16 protein-coding genes and 1 tRNA gene are annotated in these 14,848 nt (G+C 70.6%); 7 read left to right on the forward strand and 10 right to left on the reverse strand.

Features of this window, described 5'->3' with window-relative positions:
• The 3 genes from KBX50_RS20160 to KBX50_RS20170 form a co-directional block, all read right to left on the reverse strand.
• Positions 1 to 2,197, reverse strand: a 2,197-nt coding sequence (locus KBX50_RS20160) for an AAA family ATPase (protein ID WP_210938918.1), incomplete at its 3' end; no start/stop codon positions are given.
• A gap of 160 nt (positions 2,198 to 2,357) precedes the next feature.
• A complete protein-coding gene (locus KBX50_RS20165; RefSeq protein WP_210938839.1) occupies positions 2,358 to 4,088 on the reverse strand; it encodes a tetratricopeptide repeat protein in 1,731 nt (576 codons plus the stop codon).
• A gap of 74 nt (positions 4,089 to 4,162) precedes the next feature.
• A complete protein-coding gene (locus KBX50_RS20170) occupies positions 4,163 to 4,618 on the reverse strand; it encodes a MarR family winged helix-turn-helix transcriptional regulator (RefSeq protein WP_210938920.1) in 456 nt (151 codons plus the stop codon).
• A 48-nt stretch (positions 4,619 to 4,666) separates the two neighbouring features.
• Here KBX50_RS20170 and KBX50_RS20175 point away from each other — a divergent pair, with 48 nt between their 5' ends.
• Positions 4,667 to 5,188, forward strand: a complete 522-nt coding sequence (locus KBX50_RS20175) for a VOC family protein (protein ID WP_210938841.1) — start codon at positions 4,667 to 4,669, stop codon at positions 5,186 to 5,188.
• Positions 5,189 to 5,236: 48 nt separating this feature from the next.
• Positions 5,237 to 6,091 carry a hypothetical protein gene (locus KBX50_RS20180; protein WP_210938843.1) on the forward strand — a complete coding sequence of 285 codons (855 nt, stop codon included), beginning with the start codon at positions 5,237 to 5,239 and terminating at the stop codon, positions 6,089 to 6,091.
• Positions 6,092 to 6,160: 69 nt separating this feature from the next.
• Here the strand turns inward: KBX50_RS20180 and KBX50_RS20185 are convergent, their stop codons facing one another.
• The 3 genes from KBX50_RS20185 to KBX50_RS20195 all read right to left on the reverse strand — a co-directional run bounded on the left by KBX50_RS20185 (position 6,161) and on the right by KBX50_RS20195 (position 7,899).
• Positions 6,161 to 6,334, reverse strand: a complete 174-nt coding sequence (locus tag KBX50_RS20185; RefSeq protein ID WP_093402924.1) for a DUF4236 domain-containing protein — start codon at positions 6,332 to 6,334, stop codon at positions 6,161 to 6,163.
• 130 nt (positions 6,335 to 6,464) lie between these two features.
• On the reverse strand, positions 6,465 to 6,920 hold the full coding sequence (locus KBX50_RS20190; RefSeq protein WP_210938844.1) for an Rrf2 family transcriptional regulator: 456 nt from the start codon (positions 6,918 to 6,920) through the stop codon (positions 6,465 to 6,467).
• A gap of 67 nt (positions 6,921 to 6,987) precedes the next feature.
• Entirely contained in the window at positions 6,988 to 7,899 is a 912-nt protein-coding gene (locus tag KBX50_RS20195) for an AraC family transcriptional regulator (RefSeq protein ID WP_210938845.1), read from the reverse strand.
• A 224-nt stretch (positions 7,900 to 8,123) separates the two neighbouring features.
• Here KBX50_RS20195 and KBX50_RS20200 point away from each other — a divergent pair, with 224 nt between their 5' ends.
• Positions 8,124 to 8,900, forward strand: coding sequence for a glucose 1-dehydrogenase (locus KBX50_RS20200; protein ID WP_210938846.1), 777 nt, complete (start codon positions 8,124 to 8,126; stop codon positions 8,898 to 8,900).
• Positions 8,901 to 9,112: 212 nt separating this feature from the next.
• Here the strand turns inward: KBX50_RS20200 and KBX50_RS20205 are convergent, their stop codons facing one another.
• Positions 9,113 to 9,544 carry an SsgA family sporulation/cell division regulator gene (locus KBX50_RS20205; protein WP_007457244.1) on the reverse strand — a complete coding sequence of 144 codons (432 nt, stop codon included), beginning with the start codon at positions 9,542 to 9,544 and terminating at the stop codon, positions 9,113 to 9,115.
• Between the two features lie 297 nt (positions 9,545 to 9,841).
• Here KBX50_RS20205 and KBX50_RS20210 point away from each other — a divergent pair, with 297 nt between their 5' ends.
• From KBX50_RS20210 to KBX50_RS20220, 3 genes are all read left to right on the forward strand, one after another.
• On the forward strand, positions 9,842 to 10,519 hold the full coding sequence (locus tag KBX50_RS20210) for a TIGR02611 family protein (RefSeq protein ID WP_210938847.1): 678 nt from the start codon (positions 9,842 to 9,844) through the stop codon (positions 10,517 to 10,519).
• A gap of 50 nt (positions 10,520 to 10,569) precedes the next feature.
• Positions 10,570 to 10,644 (forward strand) — tRNA-Val (locus tag KBX50_RS20215).
• A 447-nt stretch (positions 10,645 to 11,091) separates the two neighbouring features.
• Entirely contained in the window at positions 11,092 to 11,412 is a 321-nt protein-coding gene (locus tag KBX50_RS20220; protein WP_210938848.1) for a hypothetical protein, read from the forward strand.
• 168 nt (positions 11,413 to 11,580) lie between these two features.
• Here the strand turns inward: KBX50_RS20220 and KBX50_RS20225 are convergent, their stop codons facing one another.
• The 3 genes from KBX50_RS20225 to KBX50_RS20235 form a co-directional block, all read right to left on the reverse strand.
• Positions 11,581 to 12,030: a SitI3 family protein gene (locus KBX50_RS20225; RefSeq protein WP_210938849.1), complete on the reverse strand. Its 450-nt coding sequence runs from the start codon at positions 12,028 to 12,030 to the stop codon at positions 11,581 to 11,583.
• Between the two features lie 15 nt (positions 12,031 to 12,045).
• Positions 12,046 to 12,444 (reverse strand): hypothetical protein, encoded by a 399-nt coding sequence (locus tag KBX50_RS20230; protein ID WP_210938851.1) that lies wholly within the window; start codon positions 12,442 to 12,444, stop codon positions 12,046 to 12,048.
• A gap of 194 nt (positions 12,445 to 12,638) precedes the next feature.
• The gene (locus tag KBX50_RS20235) at positions 12,639 to 13,166 is read right to left on the reverse strand and encodes a DUF6244 family protein (RefSeq protein WP_210938853.1); all 528 of its coding nucleotides are present in this window, start codon (positions 13,164 to 13,166) and stop codon (positions 12,639 to 12,641) included.
• 205 nt (positions 13,167 to 13,371) lie between these two features.
• On the opposite strand from KBX50_RS20235, the gene gltX reads away from it, so the two are divergent.
• The gene (gltX, locus tag KBX50_RS20240) at positions 13,372 to 14,775 is read left to right on the forward strand and encodes a glutamate--tRNA ligase (protein WP_210938855.1); all 1,404 of its coding nucleotides are present in this window, start codon (positions 13,372 to 13,374) and stop codon (positions 14,773 to 14,775) included.
• Positions 14,776 to 14,848: the final 73 nt, after the last annotated feature.

Raw genomic sequence — 14,848 nt, forward strand, 5'->3', positions numbered from 1 at the left:
GGTTTTGGGTGGCTCGGGTTAGGGCTACGTAGAGGTCGCTGGGGCCCCGGGGGGACTCGGCGATGATGCGGTCGGGGTCGGCCACGATGACCGAGTCGAATTCCAGGCCCTTGGCCTCGGCGACGGTCAGCACCACCACCCGGCTCTCCAGCTCCGGTTGCTCGCCGACGGCCGCCTCAGGCAGCGCCGCCGTCAGCGCGGCACCGAGGTCGTCGAGCCGGCCGGCCGGGACGATCACCCCGAGCCGCCCGTCGGTCAGCCCGGCTGCCTCGGCGGTGGCGACCGCCACCAGCTCCGCGCCGAGCGACTCCGCCGGCACCGCCCGCTGCTGCGGCGCGAAGCCGCTGGAGCGTACGGCGCGGGGCGGGCGCAGCGCCGGATCGATCTCGTGCAGTACCTCCGCAGCCACCTCCATGATCTCGGCCGGGGTGCGGTAGCTGACGGTCAGCTCGGTCAGCCGCCACCGGTCCGCCACGTACGGGGCCAACGCCTCCGCCCACGACGGTGTGCCGGCCAGCGCACCGGTCTGCGCCACGTCACCCACGATGGTCATCGAACGGCTCGGGCAGCGGCGCATCAGCAGCCGCCACGCCATCGGCGACAACTCCTGCGCCTCGTCGACGATGACGTGACCGAACGCCCACCCTCGGTCGGCCGCCGCGCGCTGGGCGGTGGTGAGCCGGTCCGCCTCCTCCTGCCGTTCCAGCAGCCGGTCGGCGTCGAGCAGGTCGGTCACGCCGAGGATCTCGCCGCCCTCGGCCTCGTCCTCCACGTCGATCGAGCGGGACCCTCTGGCGATCTCCAGCACACCCTCGGCGTACTCGCGTTGCAGGGCCCGGATCCGGTCCCGGCGGGCAGCGGCGGCCCGGTCGTCCTCGCCGAGCAGCTCCGCCGCTTCGTCCAGCAGGGGCACGTCCGCCGGTGTCCAGCCGCCCGGCTCGCGGTGCAACGCGGCCCGCTCCGCGTCGGTGAGCATGGGCGCGGCGGTGTCGATGCGCTCGGGTGCGACGTACAGGTCGGCGAGCAGGCGTTGTGGCGTGAGCACCGGCCACAGCTCGTCCAAGGCGGCCCGGACCTCCGGCTCCTCGCGCAGCTCCCGGCGGATCTCGGCGCGGTCGGCCTCTTCGAGCAGGTTCTCCCCGCCCAACGGGTCGGCACCGATGCGTTCGGCCACCTGGTCGGCGAGCGCGTGGATGACCTCGATGTCGAAGACCGCGCGGGCCAGGTTGTGCGGCCGACCGCTGCGCCGGGCCCGGTCACGCGCCGCACGCACGGTGGCCGGGTCGAGGACGAGGACCTCCCGCTGCGGCAGCTCGATCTCCACCGGCTCGTCGGGCACCCGCTGCCGATCGCGTACGGCGTTGGCCAGCACCTCGACCATCGCCAGGCGGCCCTTCAAGGCGGCGGTGGTGGCCGGCTCGGCCCGGTGGGCGCTGACGCCCGGGAAAAGGTCGCCCTGGGTACGCAGCAGCACGCCCGTCTCGGCCAGCGCGGGCAGCACCTGCGAGATGTAGCGCAGGAACGTCACGTTCGGGCCGACCAGCAGGACGCCCCTGGTCGACAGTTCCCGCCGGTGGGTGTAGAGCAGGTACGCGGCCCGGTGCAGCGCCACAGCGGTCTTGCCGGTGCCCGGCCCGCCCTGCACCACCAGCACGCCCGGCAGGTCGGCCCGGATGATCCGGTCCTGTTCGGCCTGGATGGTCTCCACGATGTCCCGCATCCGGCCGGTACGGCCGGCGTTCAGCGCCGCCAGCAGCGAGGCCTCGCCGGTCACCTCCTCGTGAGCGGTGGGGGAGGCGGTGGCCAGGTCGAGCACCTCGTCGTTGAGGCCGACCACCTTCCGTTGCCGGGTACGCAGGTGCCGACGTCGCCGGACGCCCTGCGGGTTGGCGGCGGTGGCGAGGTAGAAGGCGCGGGCGGCCGGGGCACGCCAGTCCATCAGCAGCGGCTCGTAGTCACCTTCGGTGTCGAAGATGCCGATTCGGCCGATGTAGTGGCGCTGGTCGCTGTCGGTGTCCAACCGGCCGAAACAGAGGCCATTCTCCACCGCCGAGAACTGCTCGACCTGGTCGGCGTACATGCGTACCGAGCTGTCGCGCTGTGAGCGGGCCTGCAACGTGCCGCCGGTGGACCGCAGTTGCTCGGTCAACCGCGTCGCCGCCTGGTCACGTAGGTCGTCGAGGCGGTGGTAGAGCATCGAGACGTACTCCTGCTCGCGGCCGATCTCGTCGTCGGACGGCGAACCGCCGGAGTGCCTTGACAATCCGTCTCCCGATTAGCTAGAATTCGCATTCAGAACGGCTTTCGAGCCGTTCCTTTTTTATGCCTGAACTGCCAAAGATAGCGCGCTCCGACGGTCAGCGGCGCTCGGTGCAGACCTCGTCGGAGCGGGCCACGGTGTCGGTGGACCAGGCGACCGCGACCGTGAAGCAGTAGTCGAGACTGCGGTTGAGTCCGTAGACCACGAAGCTGTCGCTGCCGGCGGGCAGATCCGCGAAGGGGTTCTGCGGCTGGCCGTTCCGGCCGCCCGAAACGATCACCGGCCCCTCCGCTCCGGCCGGGTAGGTCCACCGCAACGTCACACTGTCCCGGTTGTCCCGCAGCGACAGCCCGCTCGGCGGGGCACCGGGGGAGGCGGGGGGAGCATCGCCGGCCGTGGCGGTGGCTGCCGGGGTTGCCGCGCCGCTCGGGTTACCGCTGGCCGCCGGCGGCGTCGGATCGCCGCCGCCGACCCGGGACACCCCGGCGATGACCGCCGCGGCACCGAGCAGCACCACCACGACCCCGGCCGCGACGATCAGCACCAGCCGGTTCGGCCGGGCCTCCGACGTCGGTACGGCGGTACGGCGTACCGGCACCGGCAGCAGGCGCGACGGCGGCCCGGGGCGTTCCGGCTCGACCCGGCGCAGCCGGTACACCCCGGGCGCCTGCGGCGTACCGGTCAGCCCGACCACGTTCGGCGGTACGGCACCGCCCGCCGGTGGTGGCGGCTCGGGATACGGGTTCGGACCGGGCTGCTCCGCCGCCGGCCCGACCCACCAGTCCTCGGGTGGCCCGGCCGGGCCGTCGACCGGCTGCCGGGGCGTGGGTACGGCGGAGGCGGCGCCGCTCGCCGAAGGATCAGCCGACGGGTACCCGTGGCTGGGGTGGTAGCCCTCCGCCGGGTGCTCCTCCCGGGCGGTGTGGTGCGCCGCCTGCCACGGCTGCTCGTCCTCCTCCGTGGCCCAGGACGGCGCGGCAGCGGTCCCGGCGGGCTGGTCCGGCGGTGGTTCCTCCGATGTCACCGCCCAGGACGGGGGCCAGGTGTCGGTCGGCGCGGGTGGGATGTCGTCGGCCGGCGGGGTACGGGCGGACGGTACGACCGGTTCCTCCACGCTGACCGGTGGGTTGTCGGCGCAGACGTGGTCCGGATTGGCCGCCGCCCGGGCCAGCGTGGCCACCTGGGCGGCCAGCGGGTCGTCGGCGGTCAGATGCTGGCGGGCCAGTTCACGGGCCAGGGCCAGATTGTCCTGCGCCTCGGCGAACTGGCCACAGTCGCGCTGCATCGAGCCGAGCCGGGCCAGCATCTTGATCCCGCTCGGGTGCCCGTCGCCGTAGACCTCGCGGTGCAGCTCCCACGCGTCCTGGAGCCGGTCGCGGGCGACCTGGCACTGACCCCGGGCGTACTCCACGGTGGCCAGATCGGCGTGCGCGGCGAGCACCCGCAGCGACTCCGGTCCGTCCGACGCGGTCAGCTCGATGATCACTTCCTGGTACAGCCGCGCCGCCCGCGACCAGCTGCCCACCCGGTGCAGCACCGCCGCCAGGGTGGCCGCGGCGGCCACCGTACGCGGATCGGAGCGGCCGTAGAGCCGGGAGCTGGCGGCGTACGCGTAGGCGGCCCAACCCCGTGCCGAGTGCGGCTCGCCGAGCGCGATCAGCACCCGCGCGTGCAGGCTGGCCGCCTCGGCCAACTCGGACGTGGCGTTGGCCGGGCGCGGGTCGGCGCCGGTCAGCGCGTCGGCGAGCAGCCGTTGGGCGCCGGCGAGATCGCCGGCGGAGACCAGGTCGTGCGCCTGATCAGTCAGTTCACCGAAGCCGGAGGGCACGCCCCATCGTGCTCATTCAGCGACGTTTAGTACAAGACCCGCGCCGGAGTGGTTCGGTCAGGATCCGGTCACGCTCACCTCAGACGTTCGGCCAGCACCTCGCTGATCCGGCGCAACTGCTCCACCTGCGCCGGGCTGAGAGGGTCGAACAGGTGCCGGCGTACCCCCTCGACGTGGCCGGGCGCGGCGGCGGCCAGCTTCGCGAATCCCTCGTCGGTGAGGTGGGCGATCTGGCCGCGCCGGTCGGTGGGGCAGTCCTCGCGACGCACCCAGCCGGCGGTCTCCAGGCGAGCCACCGCATGCGACAGACGACTGCGCGAGGAGCCGCTGGACTCGGCCAACTCGCTCATCCGCAGCCGCCGTTCGGGTGCCTCGGAGAGCCGTACCAGGATCTCGTAGTAGGCGTGCGGCATCCCGGCGTCGCGTTGCAACTCGCGGTCGAGCGTGTCCATCAGCGCCCGGGAGGCGGTCAGGAACGCCCGCCAGGTGCGCTGTTCGTCCGGGTCCAGCCAGCGGGTCATGACCAGCATCATAGCGTGATAGTTGAACACTCAACTAAAGCGGGCTAGCCTTGGCGCATGGGAATCCATCGCCTCAACCACGCCGTCCTCTACGTCAGCGACCTCGACCGCAGCGTCGCCTTCTACCGCGACGTGCTGGGCTTCCGCCGGGTACCGATGACCCCCGAGGGTTTCCGGGGTGCCGCCTTCCTCCAGGCGCCGGGCTCCACCAACGACCACGACCTCGGCCTGTTCGAGATCGGTGCGGGCGCCGGTCGGTCGACCGCCGGCCGGGCCACCGTCGGCCTCTACCACCTGGCCTGGGAGGTGGACACCCTCGACGAGCTGGCCACCACCGCCCGGCGGCTGACCGAGGCGGGCGCGCTGGTCGGGACCTCCGACCACGGCACCACCAAGAGCCTCTACGGTCAGGACCCGGACGGGCTGGAGTTCGAGGTGGTCTGGCTGGTGCCCGCCGACCAGCTCGACGACGCCGCCCTCGCCGCCCGGACCAGGATCGGACGCCTCAACCTGACCGCCGAGATCCAGCGTTACGGCGGAGACACCCGGGGTGGCGTCGGCATCTCGGTCCCCGTGTGACACGCCGTCGAGGCGGGCCGGCGTGACGGGTTGCGGTAGAACGGCAGGATGCCGACCGAAGCCGTAGGGCACGCGCCGTTCCTCCGACACCTGGACAGGTGGCTCCCGGCCGCGCTGCGCCGCGCCCGGCGAGCCACCATCGCCCTCGGGTACGACGGCAGCGCCCCGGACCTGGCCGAGCAGACCGTACGCCTGGCCGGCGAGCACGCCGCGCGGCTGCGCGGCTGCCGGCTGACCGTCCTCGTGCTCGCCGAGGGCACCGAGGAACTACCCCCCCGACTCGGTGCCGCCGAGGCCGGACTGCCGGCCGAGGTCGCCGTACACCTGATGCCCGGCCCGCCGACCCGGCTGCCGGTGGCGCTGCGGGCAGCCGGCGCTGCGGGCGCGCCGGTGCTGTCCTACCTGGAGGCGGATGATCCGGTGGCGCTGACCGCCGCCGCGACCGGGCGGGGCGCCGAGGCGTTCGTGGTCGCGGGGGCGACGGCCGCCCTGCGGGCGGGGCTGATCGACGCCGGATTCACACTGGCCACCGAGGTCGAGCTGGTCGACGCCGACCGGCGGCTCGGCTTCGGCACCGGCTCGGATCGCAGCCTGGAGGAGTTGAAGGAAGCCCTGTGGGCGAGCGGGTTGCGGTTCCGCGACCCGGACGGTGAGCCGCTGTCGCCGGCACTTCCGGTGGACCCGGCGCCACTGGGCCGTGCCCTGCTGGCCGAGCTGACCCGGCACGGCCCGCGCACGGTCACCGAGCTGCGCCGGTACGCGGTGACGGAGACCGCCTACCGGGCGGTTGACGCGGTGCGGGCGCTGACCGACCTGCTCGACAGCGGCCAAGCGACCCGGACCCCGCCGGACGGCCGGCTCGGCGGCGACGTGCTCATCACACCCGTGCGGTCAGGCGTCTGATTGTCAGCGAGTAGCCGGAGACAGCGCCGGGGCGCCGGGAATGCCGGCGCCCCGCTGAACGTCGGGATATCAGGACTTGTCCTGCTTCCAGTGCAGCGGCCCCGGCAGGTCGACGCGGTGCGCCTTGGCCCGCGAGTTCCAGGACCACCGACCGAGCTTGATGCTCCAGGACGAGAAGCCGTTCTGCGTGAAGTGCAGGATCAGCGGCCCGAACTTCTTGCGCTTACGCAACATCACACCCATTGTGGGGCTCCCTTCGAGACTTCCCGTACGGGCTCGAAGATGCCCGTTGCGTCGATTCGCCAAACCAGGCCGAATCCGCAGTGGAGTCAGTCGCTCGGCTGATCGACGAACAACCGGGTGGGGGTGGGCATCAGCGGGGTTCCCAGGCGTCCGGCTGCGTGGTCAGGCGGCGGACGTGGGGCGGTAGCCGACCGTCGAGCAGGTCGGCCAGGCTCACCTCGTCGACGACCCGGCGCAGTGCCGCGCGGACCGCGACCCAGAACTCGGGCAGGTGCGCTGCCACTCCTTCGTACCGTGTCTCCTCTGGACGCCGGCCGCGTACGCCGGCCAACGGGCCCTCCGCCGCGCGCAACACCGCGCCGACGGTGACCTCGCCGGGCGGTCGGGCCAGGGTGTAGCCGCCTTCCGCGCCGCGCTGGGCCCGGACGATGCCGGCCCGGCGCAGGTCGGCCAGGACCGCCTCCAGGAACTTGCGGGGCATGTCCTGCTCCGCGGCGATGACCTGGGTGGACAGCAACGCCGGGTACGTGGCGGCGAGGCTCAGTGTCGCCCGTACCGCGTAGTCGCCACGCGCGGAGATCTGCACTCCGCCATCATGCCGAATGCGCGGCGGCCGGTGCCGCGCCGAGCCGGCCGGATCGCCCAATGGCGCGTCAGGTGCGCTGTCCTGCCTGGTGGACGTCGATTCGGCCGTCGACGGGTGGGCGGGGGCGCACCATCGGTGCCGGCGCGGGCCGCTCCCGGGCGGCCCGGAACGCGCCCGGGCTCATGCCGACCTCGCGGGTGAAGAACCGGCCGAAGTTTGTCGGTTCGGTGAAGCCGAGCTGCCGGCCGATCCGGGCGATCGGCTCGTCGGTGGCCGCCAGCAACCGGCTGGCCTGGAGCGCGACCCGCTCGTCCACCACCTGTTTCGCGCTGCGCCCGGTGATCGCCAGGCAGGCCCGGGTGAGGGTACGCACCGAGCAGCCCAGCCGGTCGGCGTAGTCCTCGACCCGGCGACTGGCCTGGTAACCCTGCTCCACCTCGCGGCACAGCCGCCGGAAGGTCTCCTCCTCCGGGCGCGACGTCCGCCCCGCTCCGGAGGGCAGCATGCTCAACCGCAGCAACAGCACGCTCAGTTGATGACGCAACAGGCTGCGGGCGGTCCGGGTGTCCCGGTGCCGGCTGGCGTCCACGGTCAACTGGCTGACCTCGTTGATGATCGCGTCCTCGTCCTCACCGGCGAGCTGAAACCAGATCGGCACCTCGTCGGCATCGACGTCGAGCCCGTCCAGTGCCTCCGGATGCCAGCGAACCACCGTGGCGTCCAGCCGGGGCAGGGCGCAGCGCAGCACCTGGCCGGGACGGATCCGCAGCAACGTGCCGGGCCGGCACGGCAGGGCACGAAAATCCACCTCGGCGAGCCCGTGACCACTGGTGGTCAGCACGATCAGCTCGCGGTCCAGCAGCACCGGCCGTCGCCACCCGGAGTCGGGTGCGAGATCACCGAGGGTGATCGTGTCGATCTCGGCCGAGCTGGCGGCAGCATCGGACAGCGCCGTGACTAGGTGACCGGAAGGGACCATCACCTGCGACGTTAGCCCGAGCCCGGCCCGTACGCATCCCTCGCCACCCCGGTATCGCGGAGGCGCGGTGTCGGTGGGCGGACGCCCGGACCCACAGGGTTGTCCCGATCCGGCAGGACGGTTAGGTTACTGATCGGTAGTGATCTGGTCGTCGTGGCGCCCGCGCGGTCCGTGACGGCGGCCCCGACACCGGCTGCCCCAGGCCGGAAACGCAAGGGGATGGCATGAAGGATCTGTTCTCCGTCGAGGGCAAGACCGTCCTGGTCACCGGCGGCTCCCGGGGCATCGGCCTGATGATCGCCCGGGGCTTTGTCGCCGCCGGGGCGCACGTCATCATCTCCTCCCGCAAGGCCGACGTCTGCGAGGCGGTGGCCAAGGAACTGTCCGCGCACGGTCGCTGCGAGGCGATCCCCGCCGACCTGGGCCGCGACGAGGGCGTGCAGCACCTGGCCGCCGCCGTTCAGGATCGGGTCGACAAGCTGGACGTGCTGGTCAACAATGCCGGCGCCACCTGGGGCGCGCCGTTGGAGGACTATCCGGAGAGCGCGTTCGACAAGCTGTGGGCGGTGAATGTCAAGTCCGTCTTCCGGCTGACCACCGCACTGTTGCCGGCCCTGCGCGCGGCGGCAGGCCCCGAAGACCCGGCACGGGTGATCAACATCGGCTCCATCGACGGCATTCGGGTGCCGCTCATGGAGGTGTACGCGTACTCGGCCACCAAGGCGGCGGTGCACATGCTGACCCGCAGCCTGGCCCACCAGCTGGCCGGCGAACAGATCACCGTCAACGCGATCGCCCCGGGACCGTTCGAGAGCAAGATGATGGCGTTCGCGCTCGACGACCCCGGCTCGCGGTCCGCCATCGAGGCCCAGGTCCCGCTCGGCCGTATCGGCCGCCCCGAGGACATGGCCGGCACGGCGATCTACCTCGCCTCCCGGGCCGGCGCCTACCTCACCGGCGCGGTGATCCCGGTAGACGGCGGCCTGACCACCCACGGCTGACCGTTCCCGCCCTCGCCTTCCCGCGTGTTTCGTCGCTCGTATCCCCGCGTGTTTCGTCGATCATGCAGTAGAGGTACTAGCCATAACGGGCAAAGGTGCGGATACCACGTGCCACAACTGCATGATCGACGAGGCGGTGGTGGTAGCGAGACGGAGGATAGGCGGGGGCCGCGCGAACTCGGCAGATTCGCGCGGCCCCGGTTGTCGGTCTGTCAGCGACCGGCGAGCAGTCGGTTCACCGCGGTGTCGACGTCCAGGTGCTCGGCCTCCCGGCCACGCGGAACGACGACGTAGGTCCGCCGCAGGAAGCGCACCAGCACGCTGCGGGGAACCTCGAACAGGGCGTTGCCGTCCGGCGACGACAGCGCCAGCGCGACGAAGTCGCCGCGCGGGGTGGCCCAGGGCCAGACCCGTACGTCCCCGATGCCCGCCGGCTCGTCCAGGCCGGTGACCAGCAGTTCGCGGGCGAAGGACCAACTCACCGCCTCGCCGCCAGCCGATTCGGCATGGAACAGGACATGGACCGCATACGGGTCCGCAGGGTCGTAGCGCAGACTGGCGCGCACCGGCAAGGCGGTGGCGTCAGGTGCGACGAGCCTTAGCGACGTCTCGACCTCTACGGTCGTCGGTCGGATGACACTCATGAACGTTCTCCCCCCGGCACCGCTGCGGAACGCGCGTGTCCCGCTTTTCCCATACTCAGCCGCTACTCCTGGCTACGCTCCGCCATGCGCTGACTTCACCCAGTGGTGGGAAGGGGGTCGGAAGGGCCTCGTGAACGTGAAAGTTCATGTAGGATTTCCGATTCTGCCCAGTGGGTTCATCCTGCCCGGCATCGGGTTTGTTGAGTCGTCGACTTACTCCGGTAACGTCCAGTCGGCGGTTGCAGTGACGGGCCCGCGCCACACTGGGGCGTGAAATGGTCGCGGACGCCATCCTCAGTGGATGCGCCGACCCGGCGAGACCCGTCGAACGTCGCGGTCCGCACAGCCGAACAGCGGGGGTACGGGGTGCCGAAGAAGCGGAGAAGCCGGCACGGTCGGTCAGTGATCGACCGCGGTCGGGTAGGTGAGCGCGGCGCGGCGGCCGTCCGGGTGCGCAACGGACGTGGCTACCCGGGGGGAAGTCGGGATAGATCGACCGGGAAGGGGCATCGTGGGGAGATGACCGGTGGTGCGCAGCGCAAGGGGGGTGGTGTCGCCGTGTCCGAGCGACGCGACCCACCAGCGTGGCGGCAACGGATAACCACCACCCTCGCCCTGATCCGCGCCAACCCCACCGGCCGAATCGCACTGAAGATCATCTTCGGGGTGCTCGGTGCCCTTGTGGTCACCATCGGCATCGCACTCATTCCGCTGCCCGGCCCCGGCTGGCTGCTGGTGATCGCCGGCCTCGGCATCTGGGCCGTGGAGTTCCACTGGGCCAAGCGGCTGCTCGCCTTCACCCGCCGCCACGTCCACGGCTGGACAGCCTGGGTGAAGAGACAATCACTGCCCGTACGCCTGGTGATCGGCTCGGTCGGCCTCGTCTTCGTCGGCGCCGTCGCGCTGATGTCGATCAAGTACAGCCTCGGCATCGACGTGATCGCCCAGGTGCTGCACTACCTCGCGACCCACTGACCCCGGGTTCGCGGTCCACGAGCCGGATCGGGTAGAGTCATCCGCGCTGAGGGCGATTAGCTCAGCGGGAGAGCGCTTCGTTCACACCGAAGAGGTCACTGGTTCGATCCCAGTATCGCCCACCATCGATATGTGCAGGTCAGAAGCTCGTTGCCGGAAGGGTCGGTAACGAGCTTCTTCGCTGTCTCCCCTTAAATTGGGAGCAGTTTGGGAGCAGGCTGGCGATGACGCGGGCCGGGCCTCCCCGCCCGCCATTCCGGCGGCCGACGACCGCGTGGTCGCTGTCGAGATCGTCAGAGCAGGATCGGGAATCTCGAAGCCCGGTCGGGTAGGTTCTTGGGCCGGTGGGCGTCGCGGAGATTCTTCTGCCGGCCATTGACCTGCGGGCACTGGCGACCTTGTCCCACATTGGAGGTCGGGGCGCCACCGCTGAGTGCTCGCAGCGCCTGCCACGCGATGGCAATGCCGGCAACCACCCGAGGTCTTCGAACGGGTCGACGACTTCTCGCCGGTGCGGCCAACGGCCCTTCGTCTTCCTCAACCTCGCCAAGACCGACAAGGCCTGCTCGTGGATGGGGGCCGCACACGAACTCGGACACCTGCTCCTGCATCACGACGCCGATCCCGGCAGCCAGGTCCTGGAACGCGAGGTCGCCGCGCTCGCCGCCGAGTCCTCGCCGCACGCTCCTGGCCGACGAACTGTCACCCTGGCTCGACTTCGAACTCGAACGCCGCTGGGGCATAGTCTCAAAGCCCTCGTCTACCGGGGCGACGCCGCCCGACGCCGTCGCCAGCAAGATCAGCAACCGGCGACGCGGCACCGCGTAAGCGCCACCGCCGAGCAGAGCGGGATGGTCACCGAGTCAGGTTGGCTCGCGATGGCTGCGGCGTGATCCCTCGTCGACTGGCGACCACCGGCCGCATGCGTCGTCGCGTCATCACACCTCGGTCACAGGCGGCGACACCAGCGGCGTCAGCGGTCCGCCGACGCGAATGGTGGGACCGAGTGGGGAGCCGACACGACTCCCAGATGCCACAGACGGCTACTCCGGGACGAACGGCTATGGAAGGAGGCCCCTGACGCCGTAGCTGTTCCACCATTCGGGCTGGTGCGTTGCCAGGGTTCCGGCGGTGCGGGTGAGTAGGAGCCAGTTGCCGTTCAGGACCAGCGCGGCGTCCTCAGGCCGGCCGGCGAGCACCCGGGCCACGGCCGCGACCATGTCAGGTGCCGCCCTGCCGGCGGGGTCGTCCTTGGGCATGTGGAAGACGATGTTGACGTAGGTGCCGGGTTCCCATTCCCATTGGGAGCCGTCGTCGTTCTCGGCGTCGAAGTAGCCGTTACTGCCGCCGTAGACGCTGACTGAGTACCCGGAGGTGTGTGTGAGGTCCGCGCCGAGCAGCCGAGGGTAGCCCGGCAAGGCCGACTCCTCGACGCCTTCCGGGGCGGCGAGTGCGGCCACCTGCTCCAGCGGGATGTCCCCCGCCAGCGTCAATCGGTACTCGATAGCCACGCGTTGCCTGCCTTCTCAGTCTCGCCGGACGATTTGAATGATGTCACCGTTGCGGGTCACCGCCGTGAGTTCCTTGAGGTGGCCGATCGGCCAGTCGTTGAACTGCTTCTGCAGGGCACCGAGGTCACCGCGCCAGTCCTGCAGGTTCAGCACCACCCGTTGGGTCTGCTGACTGGTCACCTTCTCCGACACTTCCGTCCACACGCCTCGCACGGCCTTGGCGGGTGTCGGTGAGTAGCAGTCGAAAACGTGACCCTCGATCAGATAGTCCGGTTCCTTGTCCGGCTTCCCGATGTCGCCGGTGTTCTGACGCGCTGCGGCGATCTCCGGTCTTGTCGGGTTCTGGTGGACCCGGTAGCCCTTGCCGGCGACCGTGTCGGCGCAGGCGTTCTCCAACTCCAGTGCACGCTGCACCCGTGCGTCTTCCCGTGGCGGAATCGGCGTCCGCGGGCCGCTCGGCCTTCCGCCGAGGACACCGGTGGGCTGCCGGCTCCACGGGAGCAGGTTGTGCTCATCGGAATCGCGACCAGCATGCAGGGGAGCAGGGTTGATTGACTCTCCGGCGATAGACGTGTTCGGGCTGGCCGGTTCGTGACCGCCAGCCCCGCTCAGTTTCCCGAGGAACCGAGCTGACGCGCTTCGGCGACCGCGGCTTCAACGTACTGCCGCGCGGTGCCGGTGCGCTGAACCACCAGCACCAAGACCTGCTTGATGCTCTCCAATGCCTGCAACAGCGGCCCAGGCTGCCCACCCTGCAACACCATGGTGACGAGTTGCTGCGCCTCACCGACCTGCTTGATGGTCCCGGCCGCCGCATCACGGGCACTGTCCACCGCGGCCTGAACAGGCGCCAACCCGGAGATCGTTTCCTGCGGAGTGGCTTCGCGCGGAACTGCCGCGGTCGCTTTCGTCGCCTCGCCAATCGCACCGGAAAGGCTACCCAGACCGCCCTGGATCGCGGTGACGGCGCTACGGACCCGGGTCAAACCCGCCGCCACAGCGGCGAAGCCAGCCCCTGCAGCCCGTACGGCCACTTCCTGAGTCTGCCGGTCGGCAGCGGCCGCCAGCCCCTGCGCGCGCTCGACACCCGTCAGCAGGGCACGCAGCTCACCAGTGATCTTGTCAACGTGCGACATCCGACCGCCTATCGATCGAAGCTAGCAAAGGTGCTCGACCGCGAAGGTACAGCGCTGTCCCTCGCGGTCGCCGCGCAGCTTGTCACCTCAGGAACGCCCGCGCCGGGAGGCGTTGTCACGTCTATCCGCTGCCGCGCCCGGCGGCGGGTGCGGACGGGCGGATATCAGCGCTGGTGATCGTCGCCTGGCCGGTAGGCTGTGGGCCGTGAGCAGTTCTGCGGTTCGTGTCCGTTTCGCCCCCTCGCCGACTGGAATGTTCCACGTCGGCAATGCCCGTTCGTTGCTGTTCAACTGGGTGTTGGCCCGACAGTCGGGCGGGACGATGGTTCTGCGGATCGAGGACACGGACGCGGCCCGCAACCGGCCCGAATGGGTGCAGGGCATCATCGACGCGATGGCGTGGCTGGGCGTCGGCCAAGAGGACTACGAAGGCCCGCTGTTCCAGTCCGACTACGTGCAGCATCACCGTGAGGCCATCGACCGGCTCCTCGCCGCCGGGCTCGCCTACTACTGCGACTGCGCCCGGGATCAGGTCGTCGCCCGTACGGGCAGCGAGCACAAGGGCTACGACGGCTACTGCCGCGACCGTGGCCTGCCCACCGGGGACGGTTGCGCTCTGCGTTTCCGTACCCCCGACGAGGGCTCAACTGTGATCGTCGACCTGGTGCGCGGCAAGCCGACGTTCGAGAACGCCCTGATCGAGGACTTCGTCATCGCGCGCGGCGACGGCTCGCCGGTGTTCCTGCTGGCGAACGTGGTCGACGACATGCTCATGGGCATCACCCATGTGATCCGGGCCGAGGAGCACCTGCCCAACGCGCCGAAGCAGCAACTGCTGTGGGAGGCGCTCGGGGCGGAGCCGCCGGTATGGGTGCACGCGCCGATCTTGGTCAACGAGAAGCGGCAGAAGCTGTCCAAGCGCCGCGACCGGGTCGCCCTGGAAGACTTCCGCGCCGAGGGCTACCTAGCCGAGGCGATGCGCAACTACCTGATGCTGCTCGGCTGGGCACCCTCCGGCGACCGCGAGATCCTGCCCTGGGACGACATCGTGGCGGAGTTCCGGCTGGAAGACGTCAACCCCTCACCGGCGTTCTTCGACGTCAAGAAGCTCCGCGCCTTCAACGGCGACTACATCCGCGCGCTGTCGGTCGAGGAGTTCGTCGAAGCGTGCCAGCCATGGTTGACCGGTGAGACCGCGCCGTGGCGACCGGAGGCGTACGACACCAAGGCGTTCGCAGCTGTCGCCGAGTTGGCGCAGACCCGGATCGCAGTGCTCTCCGAGATCGTGCCGATGGTCGACTTCCTCTTCCTCGACGAGCCGGCCACCGATGAGGCCGCGTGGGCGAAGGCCATGAAAGCCGACGCCCCAGCACTGCTGGCCGCCGTGGTCGATGCATACGAGACGTGCGAGTGGCAGGCCGAGGCGCTCAAGTCGACGCTGGAGGCGATCGGCGCCGAGCGAGGGCTCAAGCTCGGCAAAGCGCAGGCACCGGTACGAGTTGCGGTGACCGGTCGCACTGTCGGGCTGCCGCTGTTCGAGTCGATCGAGACCCTCGGACGTGAGCGAACCCTGGCTCGCCTACGGGCCGCACTCGACCGCCTGAGCTGACCCCTATTGCGGCCGGCGGATCGATCCGCCGGTCAACTTGACGTTGGTCACCGGTGCCACCCGGCCGTCCGCT

It is taken from the genome of Micromonospora sp. C51 (assembly GCF_018070435.1).
GTDB classification, from domain to species: Bacteria; Actinomycetota; Actinomycetes; order Mycobacteriales; family Micromonosporaceae; genus Micromonospora; species Micromonospora sediminimaris.